Source organism: Burkholderia gladioli (genome assembly GCF_000959725.1).
GTDB classification, from domain to species: domain Bacteria; phylum Pseudomonadota; class Gammaproteobacteria; order Burkholderiales; family Burkholderiaceae; genus Burkholderia; species Burkholderia gladioli.
Genome location: NZ_CP009323.1, coordinates 4,145,332 through 4,162,118, shown reverse-complemented (window position 1 = coordinate 4,162,118; position 16,787 = coordinate 4,145,332). Strand labels below are relative to the sequence as shown.

Annotated in this window: 12 protein-coding genes and 2 tRNA genes; 9 read left to right on the top strand and 5 right to left on the bottom strand. The window is 66.4% G+C overall.

The window, feature by feature from the left end; translation table 11 throughout:
* Positions 1-125: 125 nt before the first annotated feature.
* Both BM43_RS35210 and BM43_RS35205 read right to left on the bottom strand, forming a co-directional pair.
* The gene (locus tag BM43_RS35210) at positions 126-575 is read right to left on the bottom strand and encodes a MarR family winged helix-turn-helix transcriptional regulator (RefSeq protein ID WP_025096736.1); all 450 of its coding nucleotides are present in this window, start codon (positions 573-575) and stop codon (positions 126-128) included.
* Positions 576-650: 75 nt separating this feature from the next.
* Complete coding sequence (locus tag BM43_RS35205) at positions 651-1,823, bottom strand: glycerate kinase (RefSeq protein ID WP_036051210.1); 1,173 nt, start codon at positions 1,821-1,823, stop codon at positions 651-653.
* A gap of 416 nt (positions 1,824-2,239) precedes the next feature.
* Between BM43_RS35205 and tig the strand changes: the two genes are divergently transcribed.
* From tig to BM43_RS35170, 7 genes are all read left to right on the top strand, one after another.
* Positions 2,240-3,586 carry a trigger factor gene (tig, locus tag BM43_RS35200; RefSeq protein ID WP_036051213.1) on the top strand — a complete coding sequence of 449 codons (1,347 nt, stop codon included), beginning with the start codon at positions 2,240-2,242 and terminating at the stop codon, positions 3,584-3,586.
* Between the two features lie 150 nt (positions 3,587-3,736).
* A complete protein-coding gene (gene clpP, locus BM43_RS35195) occupies positions 3,737-4,390 on the top strand; it encodes an ATP-dependent Clp endopeptidase proteolytic subunit ClpP (RefSeq protein ID WP_013698348.1) in 654 nt (217 codons plus the stop codon).
* Between the two features lie 157 nt (positions 4,391-4,547).
* Positions 4,548-5,819 carry an ATP-dependent Clp protease ATP-binding subunit ClpX gene (gene clpX, locus BM43_RS35190; RefSeq protein WP_025096739.1) on the top strand — a complete coding sequence of 424 codons (1,272 nt, stop codon included), beginning with the start codon at positions 4,548-4,550 and terminating at the stop codon, positions 5,817-5,819.
* 198 nt (positions 5,820-6,017) lie between these two features.
* Positions 6,018-8,435: an endopeptidase La gene (gene lon / locus BM43_RS35185; RefSeq protein ID WP_013698346.1), complete on the top strand. Its 2,418-nt coding sequence runs from the start codon at positions 6,018-6,020 to the stop codon at positions 8,433-8,435.
* 244 nt (positions 8,436-8,679) lie between these two features.
* On the top strand, positions 8,680-8,952 hold the full coding sequence (locus BM43_RS35180) for an HU family DNA-binding protein (RefSeq protein WP_013698345.1): 273 nt from the start codon (positions 8,680-8,682) through the stop codon (positions 8,950-8,952).
* Between the two features lie 70 nt (positions 8,953-9,022).
* Positions 9,023-9,098 (top strand) — tRNA-Val (locus tag BM43_RS35175).
* A 32-nt stretch (positions 9,099-9,130) separates the two neighbouring features.
* Positions 9,131-9,207: transfer RNA gene (locus BM43_RS35170), tRNA-Asp, on the top strand.
* A gap of 112 nt (positions 9,208-9,319) precedes the next feature.
* Here BM43_RS35170 and BM43_RS35165 read toward each other — a convergent pair.
* Positions 9,320-11,068: a cholesterol oxidase substrate-binding domain-containing protein gene (locus BM43_RS35165; protein ID WP_036051214.1), complete on the bottom strand. Its 1,749-nt coding sequence runs from the start codon at positions 11,066-11,068 to the stop codon at positions 9,320-9,322.
* 485 nt (positions 11,069-11,553) lie between these two features.
* On the opposite strand from BM43_RS35165, the gene BM43_RS35160 reads away from it, so the two are divergent.
* Positions 11,554-13,494 (top strand): SurA N-terminal domain-containing protein, encoded by a 1,941-nt coding sequence (locus BM43_RS35160; protein ID WP_036040037.1) that lies wholly within the window; start codon positions 11,554-11,556, stop codon positions 13,492-13,494.
* A gap of 128 nt (positions 13,495-13,622) precedes the next feature.
* Here BM43_RS35160 and BM43_RS35155 read toward each other — a convergent pair whose 3' ends face one another.
* Complete coding sequence (locus BM43_RS35155; RefSeq protein ID WP_036053360.1) at positions 13,623-14,327, bottom strand: arylesterase; 705 nt, start codon at positions 14,325-14,327, stop codon at positions 13,623-13,625.
* On the opposite strand from BM43_RS35155, the gene BM43_RS35150 reads away from it, so the two are divergent.
* The gene (locus BM43_RS35150; protein WP_013698341.1) at positions 14,320-15,033 is read left to right on the top strand and encodes an ABC transporter ATP-binding protein; all 714 of its coding nucleotides are present in this window, start codon (positions 14,320-14,322) and stop codon (positions 15,031-15,033) included. The two genes, BM43_RS35155 and BM43_RS35150, sit on opposite strands and share 8 nt — an antisense overlap.
* A 77-nt stretch (positions 15,034-15,110) precedes the next feature.
* Here the strand turns inward: BM43_RS35150 and pgi are convergent, their stop codons facing one another.
* Positions 15,111-16,733, bottom strand: coding sequence for a glucose-6-phosphate isomerase (gene pgi / locus BM43_RS35145; protein ID WP_036051217.1), 1,623 nt, complete (start codon positions 16,731-16,733; stop codon positions 15,111-15,113).
* Between the last annotated feature and the right edge of the window lie 54 nt (positions 16,734-16,787).

Sequence of the window (16,787 nt, the reverse complement as noted above, 5' to 3'; positions counted from 1 at the left end):
GAGACAGGCAGGAGCGCAAGCCGCGCTGAAACGCAGCCGGCCATCGAGCGGCGGATGGCGGGAGAGGCCTGGTTGAAATCCGGCGCGGCGAGATGGCGGCAAGGCGGCTCGCCGCCGCTCGCGCGCTACTCGATCCGCTCCCGCGTATGGGCGATCAGCTTGTCGAGCGCCCGCTCCAGCGCGCCGCGCTCGCTCTCGGTCAAGCGCTCGGCCAGCTCGGCATTCCAGCGCCGCGCGAGCGTCATGATCCGGCGGTTCAGCGCGGCGCCCTCGCGCGTGAGCGCGATCACCACCACGCGGCCGTCCTCGTCGCTGGTCGTGCGCGACAGCAGGCCCTGCAGGATCAGCGCCTCGGCGGCGCGGCTGGCCTGGCTCTTGTCGAGATGCGTGTGGCGCGCGAGTTCCATGATCGAAAACGGCCCGAAGGCGCCGACCGAGCTGATCACGCGCGCCTCCGGCAGGGTGATGCCGAGCTTGTCGCGATACAGCTCGCCGATCGCGCGATCGGTGAGCTTGTTGATCGTGTGCAGGCGCTGCGTCAGAAACTGGTCGAGTCCGGCTTGGCTGCCTTTCATGGCGGTTCCTGAAGGATGGTCGGCGGCCCGATTGTTCCCGGATCGCCGCGCGCGGTCAACCGAGGTCGACCGGGATCAACGTGCCGCTGCTGCCGCGGCGTCGCTGCGGCGGCCCAAGCGCAGCCGCGCCAGTTGCTCGGCCTGGTCGGCCAGCAGCCGGGCGGCGTCGCGGATCGCCATCTCGAGCGTAATCGGTCCCGGCGCGGGCGAAAAGCAGCCGTCGAAATGTTCTGACAATTGCGGCAGCGCCGCCGGGTCGACCGCGCCCGACAGCAGGCTGGCCGGCACGCCGGCCGCGGCCGCGTGGCGGCAGGCGATGAAGGGCGCCTTGCCGTGCAGGGTCTGGCCGTCCGAGCGTCCCTCGCCGGTGATCAGCCAGTGTGCGCCGTCCAGCGCGGCGTCGAGGCCGACCTGGCGCGCCACCACCTCGGCGCCCGGCTCGAAGCTCGCGCCCAGCAGGTGCAGCGCGAAGCCCAGGCCGCCCGCCGCACCCGCGCCGGGCAATTCGCGTACCTGGCGGCCGAGCGCGGCTTCAGCCAGATCGGCGTAATGCGAGAGCGCGGCGTCGAGCGGGGCGACCTGCTCGGGGCGCACGCCCTTCTGCGGGCCGAAGACGGCGGTGGCGCCATGCTCGCCGGTGAGCGGATTGTCGACGTCGGACATGCCGACGAAGCGGCTTTGCGCGAGCCGCGGATCGAGCCCCGAGGTATCGAGCCGGGCGATCGTCGCGAGCCGCTCGGGCGTCGGCTCGATCTCGCGGCCCTCGGCGTCGAGCGCGCGCAGGCCGAGCCCGGCCAGCAGGCCCGCGCCGGCGTCGTTGGTGCTGCTGCCGCCGAGCGCCACGAAGAAGCTGCGCACCCCCTCGTCGAGCAACTGGCGGATCGCTTCACCCATGCCGCGCGTGCTGCGCGCCTCCACCGGCACCGCCATGCCGACCGGATCGGTGATGCCGACGACCTCGGCGGTCTCGATGATCGCGGTATGCGCGTCGACCAGGCCGGCGGCCGCCTCGCGCGGCGCGAGCGAAGCGCCGGGCACCGCCAGCGTGCGGCGCGTGCCGCCGTGCGCGAGCATCGCGTCGAGCGTGCCCTCGCCGCCGTCGGCCATCGGGCAGCCGCGCACGATCGCGTCGGGCCGCGCGCGGCGCAGGCCGGCCGCGATCGCGTCCGTTACCTGTTGCGCGGACAAGGATCCCTTGAACGAATCGGGCGCAATGACGACGACAGGCGCGGACGGGAAGGGCTGCATGGTGTCTCCGGTGGGATATTCGGTTGGGGGTCGCAACGTTCGCCGCGGCTGCGGCCGGGTTGCGATCGAGGTGCCCGCGACGCTGGCGCGTGGTGCCGAGCCGGGCAGACGCGAGCTTAACAGGCCGGCGGCGCGCGGCGAATAGGCGGGACGGTATGACCGGAATCGAGGCGCGCGGCGCGCGCTTTGCGCGCGAGGGCGCAATCTGGCGGCTTGGGGAAAATAGTTTGCTAGAATAGTCGATTCTTCCGGCCAAAGCCGTGCTTTTCAAGCCGCAGGCGCCGCGCTCCGCAAGGCGGGGCGGTGCCGACGAATGGGAACGGCGGCGATGCGATGACCAATGGGACTATCGCGTCGCGAGGCGGGCACGGCAAGGAAAACCGATTCGCTCGAATAATTTTAGGACGATTGAAGCCATGGCTAACGTTGTTGAAAACCTCGGCAAGCTCGAACGCCGTGTGACGATTTCCCTGCCCAAGGAAGTCGTGCAGAAGGAGATCGACGCCCGTATCCAGAAACTCGCGAAGAACGTGCGCATGCCGGGCTTCCGCCCGGGCAAGGTGCCGCTCAAGATGGTCGCGCAACAATACGCGGGCCAGGTCGAGGCGGAAGTGCTGAGCGACAAGATCGGCCAGGAGTTCTTCGAAGTCAGCCGCACCGAGAACCTGCGCGTGGCAGGCCAGCCGAGCTTCGCGCCGAAGGCCGAGGCGGCCGCCGACGCTTACGCGTTCGATGCGACCTTCGAGGTTTACCCGGAAGTGAAGATCGGCGATCTGGCCACCGCTGAGGTCGAGCGTTCGACCACCAGCATCGGCGACGCCGAGATCGATCGCACCCTGGACATCCTGCGCAAGCAGCGCGTGCACTTCCATGCTCGCGGCGAAGGCGGCGAGCATGGCGACGGCGGCGCCGAGACGGCTGCCCAGAACGGCGACCGCGTGACGGTCGACTTCGTCGGCAAGATCGACGACGTCGCCTTCCCCGGCGGCACCGCCGAGGACTTCCCGTTCGTGCTCGGCGAAGGCCGCATGCTGCCGGAATTCGAGACGGCCGCGCTGGGCCTGAAGGTCGGCGAGGCTCGCGAGTTCGACCTGACCTTCCCCGAGGACTATCACGGCAAGGACGTGGCCGGCAAGACGGCGAAGTTCACGGTCACGATGAAGAAGGTCGAGTGGCCGCACCTGCCGGAAATCGACGGTGAGTTCGCCAAGACGCTCGGCATCGAGGACGGCGACACCGCCAAGATGCGCAACGAGATCAAGGAAAACCTGGAGCGCGAAGCCAAGCGCCGCACCCAGTCGCTGGTCAAGAACCAGGTGATGGATGCGGTCCTGAAGATCTCGGAGCTGGATGTGCCGAACGCGCTGGTCGAGCAGGACCAGCAGCGCCTGGTCGAAATGGCTCGCCAGGATCTCGCGCAACGCGGCGTGCCCAACGCGGCGAATGCCCCGATCCCGGTCGAGATGTTCAAGGAGCAGGCCGAGCGCCGCGTCAAGCTGGGCCTGGTGATCGCCGAGCTGGTCAAGGCCAACGGCCTGGAAGCGAAGCCCGAGCAGATCCGTGCCGAAGTCGACGAGTTCGCGAAGAGCTACGAAGACCCGAAGGAAGTGGTCCGCTGGTATTATTCGAACCAGCAGCGCCTGGCCGAAATGGAAGCGTTCGTCGTTGAAAGCAACGTCGTCGACTTCGTGCTCGGCAAGGCGAAGGTGACGGACAAGGAAGTGAGCTTCGAGGCACTGGCCAGCGCATCCGCGCAGGCTTAAGCGTCGTTTCAGCGGCGTGCCGGCTGTCGGAGCGACGGCCCGCACGCCGTTTTTGCGTCGAGGGCCGGCCCAAGGCCGGCTGGCGACGCGAAACTTCGCGCCGGCGGTCCTTTCTTCCGTTCAACATTCATTTCGGACAAGGCTCATTGCATGATCAATCGCGCTGAATTGCTGGATACGCTGGCTTCCCATGCTCCGCAGGATTTCGAGACGAAGGCGCTCGGGCTGGTGCCGATCGTGGTCGAGACCAGCGGCCGCGGCGAGCGTTCGTACGACATCTACTCGCGTCTGCTCAAGGAGCGGATCGTGTTCATGGTCGGCGAAGTGAACGACCAGACCGCGAACCTGGTGGTCGCGCAGCTGCTGTTCCTGGAGAGTGAAAACCCGGACAAGGACATCAGCCTGTACATCAACAGCCCGGGCGGTTCGGTCTCGGCGGGCCTGGCGATCTACGACACGATGCAGTTCATCAAGCCGGACGTGTCGACGCTGTGCATGGGCCTGGCGGCCAGCATGGGCGCCTTCCTGCTGTCCTCGGGCGCCAAGGGCAAGCGCTACGCGCTGCCCAACGCGCGCGTGATGATCCACCAGCCGCTGGGCGGCGCGCGCGGCCAGGCCTCGGACATCGAGATCCAGGCGCGCGAGATCCTGTACCTGCGCGAGCGCCTGAACAAGATCCTGGCCGACAACACCGGCCAGGACGTCGAGCGGATCGCGCGCGACACGGATCGTGATAATTTCATGTCCAGCGACGATGCCAAGGCTTACGGCCTGATCGACCACGTGACGGCCAAGCGTCCGTAATCCCAGCAAACGGGGTGCCGCCCCAAAACGGGCGGCGCATCGCGCCTCGAGCATCTGCGGCAAGACCAGCGCGGCCGGCCAATACCCATGGCGACGTCATGGGCGGCTGGCCAAACGGCGTATTATGTAACTCGTGTGTCCGGAGGCTCATACATCCATGGCGGACAAAAAAGGTTCGAACAGCGAAAAGCTGTTGTATTGCTCGTTCTGCGGGAAAAGCCAGCATGAGGTGAAGAAACTCATCGCCGGCCCGTCGGTGTTCATCTGCGATGAGTGCATCGACCTCTGCAACGAAATCATCCGCGACGAGGCCGCCGCATCCGGGGTCGAAGCCAGTCTGTCGAAATCGGACTTGCCGAGCCCGCAGGAAATCCGCGAGATCCTCGATCAGTACGTGATCGGCCAGGAGCGCGCGAAGAAGATCCTCGCGGTGGCCGTCTACAACCACTACAAGCGTCTCAAGCATCTCGACAAGAAGGACGAGGTCGAGCTCTCGAAGAGCAACATCCTGCTGATCGGGCCGACCGGCTCCGGCAAGACGCTGCTCGCGCAAACCCTGGCTCGCCTCTTGAACGTGCCCTTCGTGATCGCCGACGCGACCACGCTGACCGAAGCCGGCTATGTGGGCGAGGATGTCGAGAACATCATCCAGAAGCTGCTGCAGAACTGTAATTACGAGGTCGAGAAGGCGCAGCGCGGGATCGTCTACATCGACGAGATCGACAAGATCAGCCGCAAGTCGGACAACCCCTCGATCACCCGCGACGTGTCGGGCGAGGGCGTCCAGCAGGCGTTGCTCAAGCTGGTCGAGGGCACCATGGCCTCGGTGCCGCCGCAAGGCGGGCGCAAGCATCCGAACCAGGATTTCATCCAGGTCGACACGACCAACATCCTGTTCATCTGCGGCGGCGCGTTCGACGGCCTGGAGAAGGTCATCACGGATCGCACCGAAAAGACCGGCATCGGCTTCGGCGCCTCGGTGAAGAGCAAGCAGGAGCGCGATTCGGGCGAGGTGCTGCGCGAGGTCGAGCCGGAAGACCTGATCAAATTCGGGTTGATTCCCGAGCTGATCGGCCGTCTGCCGGTGGTCGCCACGCTCGGCAAGCTCGACGAGGCCGCCCTGATGAAGATCCTGGTCGAGCCGAAGAACGCGCTGGTCAAGCAGTACCAGAAGCTGTTCGCGATGGAGCGCGTGGAGCTGGAACTGCGCCCCGACGCGCTGCAGGCGGTGGCCCGCAAGGCGATCCGCCGCAAGACCGGGGCGCGTGGCCTGCGTTCGATCATCGAGCAGGCGCTGCTCGACGTGATGTACGAATTGCCGACCCTGAAGGGGGTGAGCAAGGTCATCATCGACGACAACGTGATCGATGGCGACGGCAAGCCCTTGCTGATCTACGAGGACACGCCAAAAGTGGCGGGTTCGAATTGATCGGCTTGACTGTCTGAGGAAGCAAAAAAGCCGTTCATGGCGTCGTGAACGGCTTTTTTCGTTTAGTCTTGTGGGTAACACTGACTTTCCGCTGTACGGCGACTTTTTTACCGAATATTTCCCACGCGCTGAAGGCTTGCAATCCGTTTCGCCGGCCTCAACTACCGAACAATTGATTCCACTCATGGGGAAATGAAAATGTCAGGCACCCAACTTCTCCCGCCGGAACGCATTACGCTCCCGCTGCTGCCGCTGCGGGATGTCGTCGTTTTCCCGCATATGGTGATCCCGCTCTTCGTGGGTCGGCCGAAGTCGATCAAGGCCCTCGAGGCGGCGATGGAAGGCGGCAAGCACATCATGCTGGTCGCCCAGAAGACCGCCGCGAAGGACGAGCCGACCGAAAAGGACATGTACGAGGTCGGCTGTATCGCCAACATCCTGCAGATGCTGAAGCTGCCTGACGGCACCGTGAAGGTGCTCGTCGAAGGCCTGCAGCGCGCCCAGGCACTGTCGATCGAGGAACAGGAAACCCAGTTCTCGTGCGAAGTGCTGCCGCTCGAACCCGACCACGCCGACAGCGCCGAAACCGAGGCTCTGCGTCGCGCGATCGTGTCCCAGTTCGATCAGTACGTGAAGCTGAACAAGAAGATCCCGCCGGAGATCCTGACCTCGCTGTCGGGCATCGACGAGGCGGGCCGCCTGGCCGACACGATCGCGGCGCACCTGCCGCTCAAGCTCGACCAGAAGCAGCACATCCTGGAAATGTTCCCCGTCATCGAGCGTCTCGAGCACCTGCTCGCGCAGCTCGAGGCCGAGATCGACATCCTGCAGGTGGAAAAGCGCATCCGCGGTCGCGTCAAGCGCCAGATGGAGAAGAGCCAGCGCGAGTACTACCTCAACGAGCAGGTCAAGGCGATCCAGAAGGAACTGGGCGAGGGCGAGGAAGGCGCCGATCTCGAGGAACTCGAGAAGCGCATCAATGCAGCGCGCATGCCCAAGGAAGCCAAGAAGAAGGCCGATGCCGAGCTCAAGAAGCTCAAGCTGATGTCGCCGATGTCGGCCGAGGCCACCGTCGTGCGCAACTACATCGACACGCTGATCGGCTTGCCGTGGCGCAAGAAGAGCAAGGTCAACAACGACCTGTCGAACGCCGAGCAGGTGCTCGACGAGGACCACTTCGGCCTCGAGAAGGTCAAGGAACGGATCCTCGAGTATCTCGCGGTGCAACAGCGCGTCGACAAGGTCAAGGCGCCGATCCTGTGCCTGGTCGGGCCCCCGGGCGTCGGCAAGACCTCGCTCGGCCAGTCGATCGCCCGCGCCACGAACCGCAAGTTCGTGCGCATGGCGCTCGGCGGCGTGCGTGACGAGGCCGAGATCCGCGGCCACCGCCGGACCTACATCGGCTCGATGCCGGGCAAGATCCTGCAGAGCCTGACCAAGGTCGGTGTGCGCAATCCGTTGTTCCTGCTCGACGAAGTCGACAAGATGGGCATGGATTTCCGCGGCGATCCGTCGTCGGCGCTGCTCGAGGTGCTCGATCCGGAACAGAACCACACGTTCGCCGATCACTACGTCGAAGTCGATTTCGACCTGTCGGACGTGATGTTCGTGGCCACCTCGAACTCGCTGAACATTCCGCCGCCGCTGCTGGATCGGATGGAAGTGATTCGCCTGTCGGGCTACACGGAAGACGAGAAGGTCAGCATCGCGCAACGCTATCTGCTGCCGAAGCAGAAGAAGAACAACGGGCTGAAGGACGGCGAGATCGACGTCACGGAAGAAGCGATCCGCGACATCATCCGCTACTACACCCGTGAAGCGGGCGTGCGTTCGCTCGAGCGCGAAGTCTCGAAGATCTGCCGCAAGGTCGTGAAGATGCTGCTGTTGAAGAAGGCGGCGAGCCCGGTGAAGGTCGATGCCGGCAACCTCGACACCTTCCTCGGCGTGCGCAAGTACGACTTCGGCCTGGCCGCCAAGGAAAACCAGGTGGGTCAGGTCACGGGCCTGGCCTGGACGGAAGTCGGCGGCGACCTGCTGACGATCGAGGCGGCCGTGATGCCCGGCAAGGGCAACGTGATCCGCACCGGCTCGCTTGGCGACGTGATGAAGGAATCGGTCGAGGCCGCGCGCTCGGTGGTGCGTTCGCGTTCGCGCCGCCTGGGCGTGAAGGACGAGGCCTTCGAGAAGCAGGACATCCACATCCACGTGCCGGAAGGCGCGACGCCGAAGGACGGTCCGTCCGCCGGTATCGCGATGACCACGGCGCTGGTGTCGGTGCTGACCGGCATCCCGGTCCGCGCGGATGTCGCGATGACGGGTGAAATCACGCTGCGCGGCGAGGTGCTGCCGATCGGCGGGCTGAAGGAGAAGCTGCTGGCGGCGCATCGCGGCGGCATCAAGCTCGTGCTGATCCCGGAAGAGAACGTGAAGGATCTCGCCGACATTCCGGACAACGTGAAGAACGCCATCGAGATCGTGCCGGTCCGCTGGATCGACAAGGTGCTCGAATTGGCGCTCGAGCGTACGCCGAGCGCGCTGCCCGAGGACGAAGCGAAGGCCGCGGCGCCGGTTGCCGAAGCCCCGAAAGATGCCTCGACGGAAGTCGTCAAGCACTGAGCACATCCCACAATGTGAGCTTCGAAGCATGAGGCTCCACGCAGGGAACCAACCCGCGGCCATCGCCGCGGGTTTTTTATTGGCGCTTCGCGGCGAAAGATGCATCAATCCCTTGCGCTGTCTCAGCTTCGGCGCTTGACAGGCCCGTTTCGGCTTCATTTAATGATCGACCCGGCATGTACCGGGCGACGGCCGACAACGGGGCGGCCGTCCTGAAATGGGACCACTGACGAAAGGGGACGGCATGAACAAGACGGACTTGATCGACCACATCGCACGCGAGGCAGATTTATCCAAGGCATCGGCAGGACGCGCGCTCGACGCGCTGATCGCCGGTGTGGTGCAGGCGCTGGAAAGCGGCGGCAGCGTCACGCTGGCTGGTTTCGGTACCTTCGAGGTGGGCGAGCGGATCGCGCGCAATGGGCGCAATCCGCAAACCGGCGAAACGATCCGCATCGAGGCGGCGCGAGTCGCGAAATTCAGGGCTGGCAAAGCCCTGAAGGATGCGCTAAACTAGCGGGCTCGCTGCTTGACGATGTCCACGCGCAGTATCCAGGATGTCGGCAGGCAGGTGGCAAGCGCGAAACGGGTGCTTAGCTCAGTTGGTAGAGCGGCGCCCTTACAAGGCGTAGGTCGGGAGTTCGAGCCTCTCAGCACCCACCAGTTTCGTGATCTTGCCTGCGGTACCACACCAAGGAGCGGTAGTTCAGTTGGTTAGAATACCGGCCTGTCACGCCGGGGGTCGCGGGTTCGAGTCCCGTCCGCTCCGCCAGATTCAGTACGAAGCCCCGTGAGTTCACGCTCACGGGGCTTTTTGCTTTGGCGCGCCTCGACGACTTGTTTGCCCGGGCGGCACGATCCTGTCGCCGCCCGGGGCGCCGCCTTCAGGGCAGCAGTTTGTCGAGCAGCGGCGAGCTGAAGATCCGGCTCGGGTCGAGGCGATCGAGCGTGGCGCGCGCGGTATCCCAGTTGCTCGAGGCGGGCTGGCCGTCGCGATACAGGCCCGGGACGGTGGTGCCGATCATGGTGGCATCCTGCCAGGCCGCCGTATCGGTATAGCCCCAGCCCTTCGACCATTCGGGGCGCAGCGTCGCGTAGGAGCCGCTGTAGTTCGACAGCATCCACTGCTCGATCTCGCGATAGAAGCGATCCGCCGAGGGCGTGCCGGGCAGCGAGAGGATGTCGAACCACACCGCCACATCCCATTCGGCATGATCGGGGCGCGGCTTGAGCGCCGAGAGGGTCGGCGCGACCGTGCCGGCACCGATGTCGCCGGGCTGGTCGAGGCCGGTCACGCGGATCTCCACCGGGCCGTTCATCGGATACAGGCCCTGCGCCTGGTAGGCGCTCACGCGGTTCTGGTAGAACTGCACGAACTCGTTGATGGCGCGCTGCACGTCGGCGCGGCGTGTCAGTACCGCGTAACCGTTGGCGGTCACTCGCAGCGTGGTCGGGCGGATGTACTGCTGCACGGTGCGCGACCAGCCCCAGATGTCGGCCGACAAGGTGAGCGCCAGGCCCGCGGTGGTGACGGCGAACTGGGTCTGCCCGAACAGCGGCGTCAGGCTGCCGTCGCCGCCGCCGATGATGCCCTGGATCAGATCCGACAACTGCTTCGGAATCGAGTCGGAGAACGGATAGTTGTATGGCTGGGTGACCGCTCGCGAGAGTAGCGGCTTGTTCGGCGCGACGGTCCAGACCTTGAGCCAGGGATTCGCGGTGAACGGGAACCAGATCGCTTCCATGCGGCCGGTCTGGTCGAGGAAGGACGCCACGGTGCGCCCGCTCGAACCGGCCGGCGCGAACAGCTCCGTCGCCGGGATGTTGGTATAGCTCTGGCATCGCAGGCGCTGGTTCGGCGCGGCGACCAGGGTTGCCTCGACGACGAAGGCGCGGCCGACGTGCGCGAGCAGGGCGCCGATATCGGGATCGCTGCGCTGGAAGGTGCGCAGCACGTATTGCTGCGAGCCCGAGTCGAATACCACCGCCGTCAGCGAGACCACCAGGTTGCTCAGCGAGCCGTAGGTCTGGCCGGGCTGGCGCGTTTCGCCGGCGGCCGGCACGGCGGTGCCGTGCGCGTCGATCGCGAGGGCGCCGCCGAGCGTGATGTCGCCCGGTGCCGGCACGGCCACCAGGCCGAGGTTGCTGGTTTCCAGCGTGGCCAACAGCGATTCGAGCGAGACGCCCGTTTGCGCCGTGACGCGCGCCGGGCTGCTCGAGGTGTCGACCGAGACAGCCGTCAGCGATTGCGTGGTATCGAGCAGCACCAGATTCGCGGTGCCGGCCGCCGGGTCGAGCGTGAGCGGCGACCAGTTGTGCATGTGGCCGCGCGGGCGAACCTTGTAGCCGTTCGCGCGGGCCCAGTTGACGACGTTCAGCACATCGGCGGCCGAACGCGGCGCGGCGGTCCAGACATCCTGCAGGACGATCTCGCCGCTCCAGTTCTGGAAGGCCTGCTTGTAGAGCGGCAGGTCGGCGGGGAAATTCGGTGGCGTGGCGCCGGTGGTTTGCGCGTGCGCGGCAACCTGGTAGATCGGGGTCCAGCCGACGACCACGCCGGCCGCCGCGAGTTTGGCCATGTCGGACAGGAACGCGCGACGCGGCGAGCGTTCGTCCAGGGATTTCTCGGACATTGTTTTCTCTCTTTGTTATCGATTCGCCCGATTTGCAACGAGTAAAACAAAAGAAAATCAAATCGGGCGGCCGATTATCGATTGGCAAACGGCAGTGGAATCAGGCGCGGCGTGCCCAGCCGGCGGAGGCCACGCCCTTCGTGCCAGGGCTCCGTGAAGCGGGCGTCGTCGTATTGTTACTGCAAATCGATCGACGACGAAACGGTAATTCCGAGGTTTTGATTTATTCGATGGCATGCAGGGTCGGCAGGTCATGCTTTTCCGGGGCAATCCGCCCGCTTTGTATTTTCAATCGATCGATATATTGCATTTTTCATGAACGGCGACGCCGCATGTAGCCGATGCACGAGCGCGTGTCACGCATGGTCGGAACCGCTGCGCCGGCGTCGATCGGCAGGCTCGGCGCGCGGTCGCCCCCCGGTTTCGCCTTTTTTCCTTGCCACTGATGTAATATCAGTCGTTTTGTCCAGCCACTTCGGTTCCGCATGCTCGATTTCTTCCGCAATCACCAGCGCCTGATGATGTTCCTCCTGCTCCTGATCGTGCTTCCGGGGCTCGGGTTCGTCGGGGTACAGGGCTTCCGCGACTTCTTCGACGACAGCGCGAATGTGGCATCGGTCGACGGACACAAGATCACGCGCGCCGAATTCGACGGCGCCTACCGCCAGCAGATCGACCAGGCGCGCCAGGCGCTCGGCGCGAACTTCGACGCCAAGCAGTTCGACACGCCCGAGCGTCGCCAGCAACTGCTCGACGGCATCATCGAGCAGCGCGCGCTGACCGACGAGGTGCGCCGCCTGCACCTGACGGCTTCGGACAACGCGGTGCGCGAAGCGCTGATGTCGAACCCGATCATCGCCTCGCTGCGCAAGCCCGACGGCTCGATCGACGCCGAGCGCTACACGCAGCTGCTGGCGATGCAGGGCATGACGCCGGACCAGTACCAGGAATCGGTGCGCTACCAGCTCTCGCAGAGCCAGCTGCCCAACAACCTGATCAACAGCGCCTTCACGCCCAAGAGCGTGGCCCAGCGCCTGACCGACCTGGCGCAGCAGCAGCGCGAGATCCAGGCGATGGTGCTGAAGCCGGCCGACTACGCCGCCAAGGTCCAGCCGACCGACGCCCAGCTCTCGGCCTACTACGACGCGCACAAGCAAGCGTTCGCCACGCCCGAGACGGCCAGCATCCAGTACCTGGTGTTCACGCCGGCTGCGGCTGCCGCCAACGCGCAGCCGTCCGACGCGGACCTCCACAAGTTCTACGAGGACAACACCGCGCGCTTCCGCACCGAGGCGCAGGTGCGTGTGAGCCACATCTTCATCGCCGCGGCGCGCAATGCCAGCGCCTCGGACAAGGCCGCCGCGAAGGCCAAGGCCGAGCAGCTGCTGGCCGAGGTGACGGCTCATCCGGATCAGTTCGCGCAGATCGCCGAGAAGAATTCGCAGGACGCGCCCTCGGCGGCCAAGGGCGGCGACCTGGGCTACGTGACGCGCGGCTCGACCGCCGGCGGCCCGGCCTTCGACGATGCGGCCTTCGCGCTGAAGTCGGGCGAGCTCAGCAAGGTGGTCGAGTCGGACCTCGGCTACCACATCCTCAAGGCGACCGACGTGAAGCCAGCCGTGGTCAAGCCCTTCGACGAGGTCAAGGATTCGATCGCGACCGAGCTCAAGCAGCAGTTCGCGGCCAAGGCCTTCAGCGACAATTCGGAAGGTTTCTCGTCACTGGTCTACGAGAAGGCCAAGAGCCTGCAGCCGGCCGCCGACAAGTACAAGCTGACGATCCAGACCGCCACCGTCACGCCGCAGCCGAACCCGGCCCTGCCGCCCGACAGCCCGCTCAACAATCCGAAGTTCCTGGCCGCCGTGTTCGCGGCGGACTCGGTCAAGAACGGCAACAACACGCAGGCGATCGACGTCGGCAACAGCACGCTGATCGCCGCGCGCGTGACGGCCGACAAGCCGGCCGCGGTGCCCGCGCTGGACGCGATCAAGGACGTGGTGCGCCAGAAGTACATCGCCGACGAAAGCGCGAAGCTGGCCAAGCAGGACGGCGCGGCGAAGCTGGCGGCGCTGCAGAAGTCGAAGTCGACCGATGGTTTCCTGCCGGCCGAGAAGGTCTCGCGCACGCAGACGCTGGGCCTGTCGCCCGAGGCGATCGCGGCGATCTACAAGGCCGATGCGAAGTCGCTGCCGGCCTATGTCGGCGTCGATCTCGGCGCGAACGGCGGTTACGCGATCTTCCGCGTCAACGCGATCGTGCCGCCCGCGCCGGTGGATCCGCAGCAACTGACCGCCGCCCAGCAGCAACTGGCCCAGGTCTATGCGCAAAGCGAGAGCGAGGCGTACATGAAGGCGCTGCGCGACCGCTCGAAGGTCAAGATTTACGGCTCGCTGGGCGACAGCAGCAGCCACAGCGACGACAACTGATCGCCGCCGCGCCGCCAGGCACCTAGCTAAAGCGCAAAGCCCCGCTCGAAACCGAGCGGGGCTTTTTCTTTGGCGGCGAGGCGGGAGAGCTGCGGGGCAGGGTGACGCTCTCGCGCCTCCCGCGAGCCTCAGTGCGCGCCCGGACCCAGCAGCGGCTTCACCACCGGCCAGACGTTGTCGAGCAGCCTGGGCTGCGCGCCCTGGTTCGGGTGGTTCTGGTCGTCCTGGAACTGGTCGGGTTTGTCCTCGAGGCCGGCCAGCAGGAAGGGCACCAGCGGCAGGCGCAGCTCCTTCGCGAGCGTGCCGTACATGGCGTGGAACTTCTGCGTGTAATCGAGGCCGTAGTTGGGCGGCACGTACATGCCGACCAGCACCACCTTCGCCTTGGCCTGCTGCGCCTGTGCCACGATCGCGCGCAGGTTCTGCTCGGTGGTGGCCAGCGGCACGCCGCGCAGCGCGTCGTTGGCGCCCAGTTCGACGATCAGGATCGAGGGCTTCAGGCGCGCGAGCACGGCGGGCAGGCGGGCCCGGCCGCCATTGGTGGTGTCGCCGCTGACGCTGGCATTCGCGACGCTATAATCGATTCGCTGATCCGCGATGCGCGCGCGCATCAGCGCGACCCAGCCCGTGTCGCGCGGCAGGCCGTATTCGGCGGACAGGCTGTCGCCGAGCACCACGATGTTGGGCTTGGCCGCGCTGGTTGAGGTAGCCGCGGCCGCTTGCGTGGCTGCCTGCGCGGCGGCACCGATGCCGCCGAACCCGGCCGTGGCGGCCAGGGCGATCACGACGGCGCGCAGGCCGTCTTTCCAGGAATCACTCTGCTTCATGCTCAAGATGACGGAACCGATCATTGAAGTTCGACAAGTGGCGAAACGGGTGGCCGACGCGGCCGGCGAACTGACGATCCTCGACGGCATCGACCTGACGGTGGCGGCAGGCAGCAGCCTGGCGATCGTCGGCGCCTCGGGGTCGGGCAAGTCCACCTTGCTCGGCCTGCTTGCCGGCTTGGACAGCGCGACCGAGGGCACGGTTCGCCTGCTCGGCCGGGATCTGCAGGGGCTCGACGAGGACGCGCGCGCGGCGCTGCGCAGCGGCTCGGTCGGCTTCGTGTTCCAGTCCTTCCAGTTGATGCCGCATCTCACCGCGCTCGAGAACGTGATGCTGCCGCTCGAACTGCGCGGCGGCATCACGGCGCGCGAGGCGGCCGAGCGCGCGCGTCGCCTGCTCGAGCGGGTCGGGCTCGGCGCGCGCACCGGCCACTACCCGAAGCTGCTGTCGGGCGGCGAGCAGCAGCGCGTCGCGCTGGCCCGCGCCTTCGTCACCGATCCCGCGATCCTGTTCGCCGACGAGCCGACCGGCAGCCTCGACGCCGCCACCGGCCACGCCGTGATCGACCTGATGTTCGAGCTGAACCGCGCGCAGGGCGCCACGCTGGTGCTGGTCACGCACGACCCGGCGCTCGCGCGCCGCTGCGGCACAGTAATCACGCTCGACGGCGGGCGCATCGTCGCCGATGCCACGGAGCCGAGCACGAACTGAGCTCGCGGCGCGACGCATGTCGTCCTGTCCACGAACAAACGGCCGGAAATCCCGGCCGTTCGTATTTGCGTCGTCGCTCAGCGCTTGAGCGCCGCGCGGGCCCGCGCGATCAGCGCCGAGGTCGAGGAATCGTGCTTGGCGGGATCGACGTTGGCTGCCGTGAGATCGGCCTCCACCACCTTGCCGAGGATCTTGCCGAGCTCGACGCCCCATTGATCGAAGGGGTTGATGTTCCAGACCGAGGCCTGCACCAGCACCTTGTGCTCGTAGAGCGCGATCAGGGCGCCCAGCGTGCGCGCGGTCAGCGCATCGACCAGGATGGTGCTGGTCGGGCGATTGCCGGGGAAGGTCAGGTGCGGTGCCAGCTCGGGCTTGTCCGGGCCGGCGATCTTGCGCGCTTCCTCCAGCGTGCGGCCCAGCATCAGCGCCTCGCTCTGCGCGAAGCAGTTGGCCAGCAGCTTCGGATGATGGCTGGCCAGTGCATGCTCGGGCGTGAGCACCGCGATGAAGTCGATCGGCACGATGGTCGGGCCCTGGTGCAGCATCTGGAAGAAGGCGTGCTGGCCGTTGGTGCCCGGCTCGCCCCAGGTGACGGCCGAGGTCGGGTAGTCGACGAAGGCGCCGTCCAGGCGCGCCGACTTGCCGTTGCTCTCCATCTCGAGCTGCTGCAGGTACGAGGGCAGGAAGTGCAGCGCTTCCGAATACGGCGCCACCAGGTAGCTCTGCGAGCCGAAGAAGTTGCGATACCAGATGCCGATCAGGCCGAGCAGCACCGGCAGGTTCGCTTCCAGCGGCGCTTCGCGGAAATGGCGGTCCATCTCGTCGGCGCCGGCCAGCAGCTCGTCGAACTGCTCGGGCCCGATCGCGATCATGATCGACAGGCCGACCGCCGACCACAGCGAATAGCGCCCGCCCACCCAGTCCCACATCTCGAACACGTTGTGCGCGTCGATGCCGAACTTGACCACTTCCTCCGGATTCGCCGACACGCCGACGAAGTGCTTGGCCAGCGCGTTCTCGGGGCAGCCGTGCGCGAGCAGCCAGTCGCGGGCCGAGCGCGCATTGGTCATGGTCTCGAGGGTGGTGAAGGTCTTCGAGACCACGATCACCAGCGTTGCCTCGGGATCGCAGTGCTCCAGCGCGCGGGAGAGATCGGCGCCGTCCACGTTCGAGACGAAGGCGCAGGACAGCTCGCGGGTGGCGAGATGGTCGAGCGCGTGCACCACCATCTTGGGACCGAGGTCCGAGCCGCCGATGCCGATGTTGATCACGTGGCGGATGCGCTTGCCGGTGTAGCCGGTCCAGCGGCCGTCGCGGACCTGCTCGGCGAAGGCGGCCATCTTCTTGCGCTCGGCCAGCACCTGGGCGTGGAAGGGCGCATCGGGCGAACTCGCGCGCAGCGCGGTGTGCAGGGCGGCGCGCCCTTCGGTCGGGTTGACCACCTCGCCGGCGAACATCGCGTCGCGCCGTGCCTCGACGCCGGCCTCGCGCGCGAGCTGCACCAGCAGCTTCAGCGTCGCGTCGGTGATGCGGTTCTTCGAGAAGTCGATCGCGAGGCCGCCGCCCGCCACGGTGAAGCGTTCGGCACGCGTCGGCGCGGGATCGTTGGAGGGGGCGAACCAGTCGCGCAACTGCGCGTCGCGGATCTCGTCGTAGTGCGATTGGAGGGCGGACCAGGCGGGGAGCGAATTCAGCGTCATATCGGTTCTGGCGAAACTGTCGTGACTTGGAAGGCGTGGGCGGCGGGATGCGCC

Excerpts from the sequence above, each read along its gene's own strand:
- BM43_RS35210 (WP_025096736.1), bottom strand. The coding sequence starts at position 575 with ATGAAAGGCAGCCAAGCCGGACTCGACCAGTTTCTGACGCAGCGCCTG.
- BM43_RS35205 (WP_036051210.1), bottom strand. The coding sequence starts at position 1,823 with ATGCAGCCCTTCCCGTCCGCGCCTGTCGTCGTCATTGCGCCCGATTCG.
- tig (WP_036051213.1), top strand. The coding sequence starts at position 2,240 with ATGGCTAACGTTGTTGAAAACCTCGGCAAGCTCGAACGCCGTGTGACG.
- clpP (WP_013698348.1), top strand. The coding sequence starts at position 3,737 with ATGATCAATCGCGCTGAATTGCTGGATACGCTGGCTTCCCATGCTCCG.
- clpX (WP_025096739.1), top strand. The coding sequence starts at position 4,548 with ATGGCGGACAAAAAAGGTTCGAACAGCGAAAAGCTGTTGTATTGCTCG.
- lon (WP_013698346.1), top strand. The coding sequence starts at position 6,018 with ATGTCAGGCACCCAACTTCTCCCGCCGGAACGCATTACGCTCCCGCTG.
- BM43_RS35180 (WP_013698345.1), top strand. The coding sequence starts at position 8,680 with ATGAACAAGACGGACTTGATCGACCACATCGCACGCGAGGCAGATTTA.
- BM43_RS35165 (WP_036051214.1), bottom strand. The coding sequence starts at position 11,068 with ATGTCCGAGAAATCCCTGGACGAACGCTCGCCGCGTCGCGCGTTCCTG.
- BM43_RS35160 (WP_036040037.1), top strand. The coding sequence starts at position 11,554 with ATGCTCGATTTCTTCCGCAATCACCAGCGCCTGATGATGTTCCTCCTG.
- BM43_RS35150 (WP_013698341.1), top strand. The coding sequence starts at position 14,320 with ATGCTCAAGATGACGGAACCGATCATTGAAGTTCGACAAGTGGCGAAA.
- pgi (WP_036051217.1), bottom strand. The coding sequence starts at position 16,733 with ATGACGCTGAATTCGCTCCCCGCCTGGTCCGCCCTCCAATCGCACTAC.